Source organism: Gottfriedia luciferensis (assembly GCF_002156865.1).
Lineage (GTDB): Bacteria > Bacillota > Bacilli > Bacillales > Bacillaceae_G > Gottfriedia > Gottfriedia luciferensis.
Map to the genome: position 1 here is coordinate 60,537 of NZ_NCTA01000015.1, position 6,940 is coordinate 67,476.

A 6,940-nucleotide genomic window follows, 5' to 3' on the forward strand; every position below is an offset into this window, starting at 1 on the left:
TTCTACCCTCCTAATACATGTTTTAATGCTTCATGTACCGTATTTATCCCTATTATTTCCATTCCTTCAGGAAAACTCCACCCTCCGATATTTTTTGATGGAATTATTGCTCTTTTAAATCCAAGTTTCGCTGCCTCTTGTACTCTTTGCTCTATTCTAGATACCCTTCGAACTTCTCCCGTCAAACCAATTTCTCCAATGACTACATCTGTCGGATTCGTAGGTTTATCTTTGAAACTGGAAGCAATACTTACTGCAACGGCTAAATCAACAGCTGGCTCGTCTAACTTCAGTCCTCCGGCAACCTTTAAATAAGCATCTTGATTTTGCAATAAAAGTCCCATTCTCTTTTCTAAAACAGCCATAATTAGAGAAACTCTATTATGATCAACACCCGTTGCCATTCGTCGAGCATTTCCAAAGCTTGTAGGTGAGACAAGCGCTTGTAATTCAACTAGTACAGGCCTAGTACCTTCCATTGAAGCAACAACCGTAGAGCCCGCTACTCCAAAAGGTCTCTCTTCTAAAAATATTTCAGAAGGATTTAATACTTCTACTAATCCTAACTCTTTCATTTCAAATATACCCGTTTCATTGGTAGAACCAAAACGGTTTTTAACTGCTCTTAGTATACGATATGTATGATGTCTTTCACCTTCAAAGTATAACACTGCATCTACCATATGTTCTAATAATCTTGGACCAGCAATTGAACCTTCTTTTGTTACATGACCTACAATGAAGATTGGAATTCCTTTTGTTTTCGCGATTTTCATTAATTCGGAAGTACACTCTCGAACCTGGGAAACACTTCCTGGTGCAGATGTTACTTCTTGCAAATAAATCGTCTGAATCGAATCGATTACCACAAAATCTGGTGCCATTTCATCCATATATCTAGCAATATAAGATAAATCTGTCTCGGATAAAACGTATAGATTTTGGGTTGCTACACCTAATCGTTCTGCCCTTAATTTTATTTGCTTTTGAGATTCTTCACCAGAAACATACAGTACTTTATAGTCTTTTTTTGCTAATTGCGAGGAAACTTGTAAAAGCATTGTTGATTTTCCAATTCCAGGGTCACCACCAATTAATACTAAAGAACCTAGAACTATACCACCACCCAAAACTCGATTAAACTCCTCAAAAGAAGTTTCAATCCTAGTTTCAGTGCCAATTTCCACTTCCATAATCGAAATTGGTTTTGTCCCTTCTACCGATGCATTTGTATTAAATGTTAATCGTCTTGAACTGGCAGGCTGTTCAACAAATTCAACCATTGTATTCCATTCGTTACACGCAGGGCATTTACCTACCCATTTAACTGATTCATACCCGCATGATTGACAAACAAATTTAGTTTTCTTTTTAGCCATATGTATAGTACCTCATTTGTTACATTATTTTCTATCTATAGAGTATGTTCTCTAACTCTATCCTAACTCTTTTAAGGTATAAGAAAAAGGGCTTCACGCCCTTTTTCACAAATTAGATAATTTTACAATTAAATGTTCAATTATCCTTCATTAAAAGGTATGAACTTGTAATTGCTTATTGGTTTACAATTTCAGCTGCTGATTTAATGACATACTCGTTATCCTTCACATCAAGAATAACCTTTTGACCTTTTTCAACAGTACCTTTTAATAACTCTTCAGATAATCGATCCTCTACTTGCTTTTGAATTGCTCTTCTTAACGGACGAGCTCCGTACTCAGCGTCAAAACCTTCATCAGAGATTTTATCAATTGCAGCATCAGATAATTCTAACTCGATTTCTTGTTCTTTTAAACGCTTTGTTAAGCTATTAACCATTAAATGAACAATTTCTTTAATATGTTTTTTCTCTAATGAATGGAAAACAATTGTTTCATCGATACGATTTAGGAATTCAGGACGGAATGCTTTTTTCAGTTCCTCCAACACTTTTCCTTTCATATCTTTATAATCTTTTGCTCCATCATTAATATTGAATCCAACATATTTATTAGTTTTTAAAGCACTTGCTCCAACGTTTGATGTCATGATAACAAGTGTATTTCTAAAGTCGACTGTGCGACCTTTCGAATCTGTTAATCGACCATCTTCTAATACTTGAAGTAAAATATTAAACACGTCTGGATGAGCTTTCTCAATTTCATCAAGTAGAATAACTGAATAAGGTTTACGTCTAACTTTTTCAGTTAATTGGCCACCTTCATCATATCCAACATATCCTGGAGGCGCCCCTACTAAACGAGAAGTTGCATGTTTTTCCATGTACTCTGACATGTCAATTCGAATCATTGCATCTTCGTCACCAAAAATTGTTTCTGCTAATGCACGAGCTAATTCTGTTTTACCTACACCTGTAGGTCCTAAGAAGATAAATGAACCAATTGGACGTTTAGGATCTTTTAATCCTGCTCTAGCACGTCTTACTGCTTTTGAAACTGCTACTACTGCTTCTTCTTGACCAATTACTCGTTTATGAAGAACACTTTCCATATTTAACAGTTTATCAGCCTCAGTTTGTGCTAATTTTGTAACTGGGATATTCGTCCATGATGACACTACATTGGCAATATCTTCAACAGTTACCTCAGAATTTTCTTTACCTTGTTTCTCTTTCCATTGGCGCTTTGTATCTTCTAATTGCTCGCGTAATCTTTGTTCTGAATCTCTTAATGATGCTGCTTTTTCAAATTCTTGACTTTGAACAGCCGCATCTTTTTCTTTGCGAACTTCTTCTAATTTTAACTCTAATTCTTTTAAATTTGGTGGTGTTGTAAAGCTACGTAAACGCACTTTAGAACCTGCCTCATCAATCACATCAATCGCTTTATCTGGTAAGAAACGATCTGTAATATATCGATCTGATAGCTTTACAGCTTCAATAATAGCTTGATCAGAAATTGATACTCTATGATGTGCTTCATAACGATCACGTAAGCCTTGAAGAATTTGAATTGATTCGTCTACGCTAGGTTGATCAACTTGGATTGGTTGGAAACGACGTTCTAACGCTGCATCCTTTTCGATATATTTACGATATTCATCGATTGTTGTTGCACCGATACATTGTAGTTCACCACGTGCTAATGATGGTTTTAGAATATTTGAAGCATCAATTGCGCCTTCTGCTCCACCTGCACCAATTAATGTATGAAGCTCATCAATGAATAGAATAATATTACCTGCTTGGCGAATTTCATCCATTACCTTTTTCAAACGATCTTCAAATTCACCGCGATACTTAGTTCCTGCTACGACTGTACCCATATCAAGTGTCATAACGCGCTTATCTCTTAAAATTTCAGGCACTTCATTATTAACAATTTGTTGAGCTAATCCTTCAGCAATTGCAGTTTTACCTACACCAGGCTCTCCAATTAACACAGGATTATTTTTTGTACGGCGAGAAAGCACCTCAATAACTCGTTGAATTTCTTTCGAACGTCCGATTACAGGATCTAAACGTCCTTCTCGAGCAGATACTGTTAAATCACGCGCTAAACTGTCTAATGTTGGTGTATTTGCTTGGTTTGCTGAACCATTTTGATGATTAGAAGAGCTTTCGTTGCTGCCTAATAATTGAAGTACTTGCTGACGTGCTTTATTTAAGCTTACTCCAAGATTATTTAACACTCTTGCTGCTACTCCCTCTCCTTCACGAATAAGTCCTAAAAGGATATGTTCTGTTCCTACGTATGAATGACCTAATTTACGAGCTTCATCCATTGATAACTCGATTACTTTTTTAGCTCTTGGCGTGTAGTGAACTGTTTGAGCTACACCTTGACCACGGCCAATTAATGTTTCAACTTCTTGTTGTACTTTTTCAGGACTTAACCCTAGCGCAAGTAACGCTTTCGCTGCTATACCTTCTCCTTCACGAACTAGCCCTAATAAAATATGTTCTGTACCTATATTTGAGTGTCCAATTCGGATTGCCTCTTCTTGAGAAAGAGCTAATACTTTTTGAGCACGTTCTGTAAATCGACCAAACATCATAATTGGTTCCTCCCATATAATTAGTTATTTTTGTCAGATAGTCTTTCTCGTATTAATGACGCTCTCTTAACATCCCGTTCTTCAGGAGTAAGTTGATCACCTACGAATTGTTGTAAAATACCAGGTTGAGTTAATATCATTAATTCATTTAAAAAGTTTTTGGATAACCCTTGAATTAACCCTAAATCAATACCTAACTGTACATCTGATAAACAACCGGCACTTTCTTTTGTCTCTATTATTCTTCCGTATTTCAATATACCGAGAGAACGATAGACACGATCCTCTAATCGAATTAATGAGGTTCTTACGAGTGCATCTCTTGCTGATTTTTCATGTTTAATCAGTTGTTGTACGATTGTTGTTAAATCTTCTATAATTTCTTCTTCCGATTTCCCTAATGTAATTTGATTGGAAATCTGAAAGATATTACCTAAAGCTTCGCTACCTTCACCGTAAATTCCTCTTACAACTAACCCAAGTTGATTAATTGTTGGAATTAAACGATTAAATTGTTTCGTTATGACTAATGCTGGTAAATGCATCATGACCGATGCCCTTAAACCAGTACCAACATTGGTCGGGCAGCTTGTTAAATAACCTATCGTTTCATCGAAAGCATATTCAAGCTGACTTTCTATATAATTATCAATATGATTCGCCTGCGTTAATGCTTCTCTAAGTTGCAACCCAGGAAATAGAGCTTGAATACGTAAATGATCTTCTTCATTTATCATAATACTAATTTGTTCATCTTGAGACAGTATACATGCACCATGTACTGACTCTTGAACTAAATTAGGACTGATTAAATGCTTTTCAATTAAAACTCTTTTTTCTACGGGTTCTAACTTATTAATTTCAATATATTCAAAAGGTCCATTTGGTAAAGCTGTACTTCCTTCAAAATAATGTTTAACTAGGTGACAAATTTCTTTCGCTTTGTCTTCACTAAGAAGTGTAGGATACAAATAAGCACTAAAATTTCTAGCTAATCTTATACGACTACTTAAAACAATGTCATCATCAGGGCCTTCTACTTTCATCCATGGACTGATTGCATCGTTAATGATTCGATCAATAGACATAAAACTTACTCCACCTCCTTTTGAAGGATTTGTAAATCTTGTTCGATTTTACGGATTTCATCCCGAATCTGAATTGCCTGCTCAAAATCTTCTTTCTCAATAAAATTCTTCATTTGAGATTTTAAGTCTTGTAACTTTCTTTTCAATGATATGGCTCCACTATTCTTTTGAGGTAATTTGCCTGTATGTGTAACATTGCCACTATGAATTCTTTTAATAATTGGTTTCATCTGGTCTTCAAATGTTTCATAACATGTTGAACAACCTAAACGTCCTATTTTAGTAAATTTTTGAAAAGTCATTTTACACCTTGGACATTCAATCTGATGATCATGATGAACTTTATTTTTCTTCATTTCGTAAATACCAGTATTGCCTTTAAATAATCCAGCTAACAAATCATTTACGGAATATCCACCTATTTCAGAGAAAATATATTTATTGTTTGAGTCATTTGCACAATGCTCGCATAAGTGAATATCTGTTTTTTCACCATTAACGATTTTAGAATAGTGTAATGTTGCCGGACGCTCTTGGCATTCTTGACAAATCATAATGGGCAACCTCCATATTCTATTTATATTTTAAGCTTCTTAGCATTGCTTTTAACATTCGAGCCCTTAACTCATCTCGATATGGTAAATTAACCATAATTACCGAACGATCTAGTACACTTAACATCATTTTTGCTTCACGTTGAGTTATCACGTTTTTTTCTAGTAGTAAGTGTATATAGTCCTCAGAATTAGATTGCGCAATGTTATTACTAAAGCTATTTAATATTTGATCTATAACGCTTGCTTTATCATGAAACTGGACTTTAATGATTCGGATATATCCTCCTCCACCACGTTTACTTTCTACTACATATCCTCTTTCTAACGTGAATCTAGTATTAATTACATAATTTATTTGAGAAGGTACACAGTCAAATTTATTGGCTATTTCACTTCTTTTTATCTCGACATAATCTTTATCAGATATGTCAAAGTAGTTCATTAGATACTGTTCAATAATATCTGATATGTTTTTCATCTATTAACCACCTTTACTGACTTTGACTATCTTTGACTATTATTATATTCTTTTCGAAAAAAATTTCAACTATTATCTCTTGTATCATTTTTTCCAAACCAAAGCTCTCTTAACCTCTTTTTTTGTACTATATAAATATATATGTAATACAATTCTTTTAAGAAGCAAATTTTCCTTTATATTCTTTTTCATAAATAATCTATCTCTTATATTGATCCTGATTTTAGAAAATAGCACAAAAAAACATCAGCCTATAAGCTGATGTTTTTTGTTTACCAGGCGACGTTCTACTCTCACAGGGGGAAACCCCCAACTACCATCGACGCTGAAGAGCTTAACTGCCGTGTTCGGTATGGGAACGGGTGTGACCTCTTCGCAATAATCACCTGATTGATTGAGTTGTACTTCGTACCCTCAAAACTAGATAATGTCATTATCAAACTTGTTAGTTAAGTCCTCGACCGATTAGTATCAGTCAGCTCCACGTGTCACCACGCTTCCACCTCTGACCTATCAACCTGATCGTCTCTCAGGGGTCTTACTAGCTTAACGCTATGGGAAATCTCATCTTGAGGGGGGCTTCATGCTTAGATGCTTTCAGCACTTATCCCTTCCACACATAGCTACCCAGCCATGCTCTTGGCAGAACAACTGGTACACCAGCGGTGTGTCCATCCCGGTCCTCTCGTACTAAGGACAGCTCCTCTCAAATTTCCTGCGCCCACGACGGATAGGGACCGAACTGTCTCACGACGTTCTGAACCCAGCTCGCGTACCGCTTTAATGGGCGAACAGCCCAACCCTTGGGACCGACTACAGCC

5 protein-coding genes and 2 rRNA genes are annotated in these 6,940 nt (G+C 35.8%); all 7 read right to left on the reverse strand.

The features are described from left to right. Positions 1-2 precede the first annotated feature (2 nt). Positions 3-1,379 (reverse strand): DNA repair protein RadA, encoded by a 1,377-nt coding sequence (gene radA, locus B7R67_RS12380; RefSeq protein WP_088070850.1) that lies wholly within the window; start codon positions 1,377-1,379, stop codon positions 3-5. 175 nt (positions 1,380-1,554) lie between these two features. Further along, positions 1,555-3,996: an ATP-dependent protease ATP-binding subunit ClpC gene (clpC, locus tag B7R67_RS12385; RefSeq protein ID WP_088070852.1), complete on the reverse strand. Its 2,442-nt coding sequence runs from the start codon at positions 3,994-3,996 to the stop codon at positions 1,555-1,557. A 20-nt stretch (positions 3,997-4,016) separates the two neighbouring features. After that, positions 4,017-5,084, reverse strand: a complete 1,068-nt coding sequence (locus tag B7R67_RS12390; RefSeq protein WP_088070854.1) for a protein arginine kinase — start codon at positions 5,082-5,084, stop codon at positions 4,017-4,019. A gap of 5 nt (positions 5,085-5,089) precedes the next feature. Further along, complete coding sequence (locus tag B7R67_RS12395; RefSeq protein WP_088070856.1) at positions 5,090-5,638, reverse strand: UvrB/UvrC motif-containing protein; 549 nt, start codon at positions 5,636-5,638, stop codon at positions 5,090-5,092. Positions 5,639-5,657: 19 nt separating this feature from the next. Continuing rightward, positions 5,658-6,119, reverse strand: a complete 462-nt coding sequence (locus B7R67_RS12400) for a CtsR family transcriptional regulator (RefSeq protein WP_088070858.1) — start codon at positions 6,117-6,119, stop codon at positions 5,658-5,660. A 274-nt stretch (positions 6,120-6,393) separates the two neighbouring features. Further along, positions 6,394-6,509 (reverse strand): 5S ribosomal RNA (gene rrf, locus B7R67_RS12405). 55 nt (positions 6,510-6,564) lie between these two features. Beyond that, positions 6,565-6,940 (reverse strand): 23S ribosomal RNA (locus B7R67_RS12410); the annotation flags it as partial.

What these genes read in the sequence shown, in the direction of transcription:
- B7R67_RS12395 (WP_088070856.1), bottom strand. Translation starts at nt 5,638, where the DNA reads ATGATTTGTCAAGAATGCCAAGAGCGTCCGGCAACATTACACTATTCT.
- B7R67_RS12400 (WP_088070858.1), bottom strand. Translation starts at nt 6,119, where the DNA reads ATGAAAAACATATCAGATATTATTGAACAGTATCTAATGAACTACTTT.
- clpC (WP_088070852.1), bottom strand. Translation starts at nt 3,996, where the DNA reads ATGATGTTTGGTCGATTTACAGAACGTGCTCAAAAAGTATTAGCTCTT.
- B7R67_RS12390 (WP_088070854.1), bottom strand. Translation starts at nt 5,084, where the DNA reads ATGTCTATTGATCGAATCATTAACGATGCAATCAGTCCATGGATGAAA.
- radA (WP_088070850.1), bottom strand. Translation starts at nt 1,379, where the DNA reads ATGGCTAAAAAGAAAACTAAATTTGTTTGTCAATCATGCGGGTATGAA.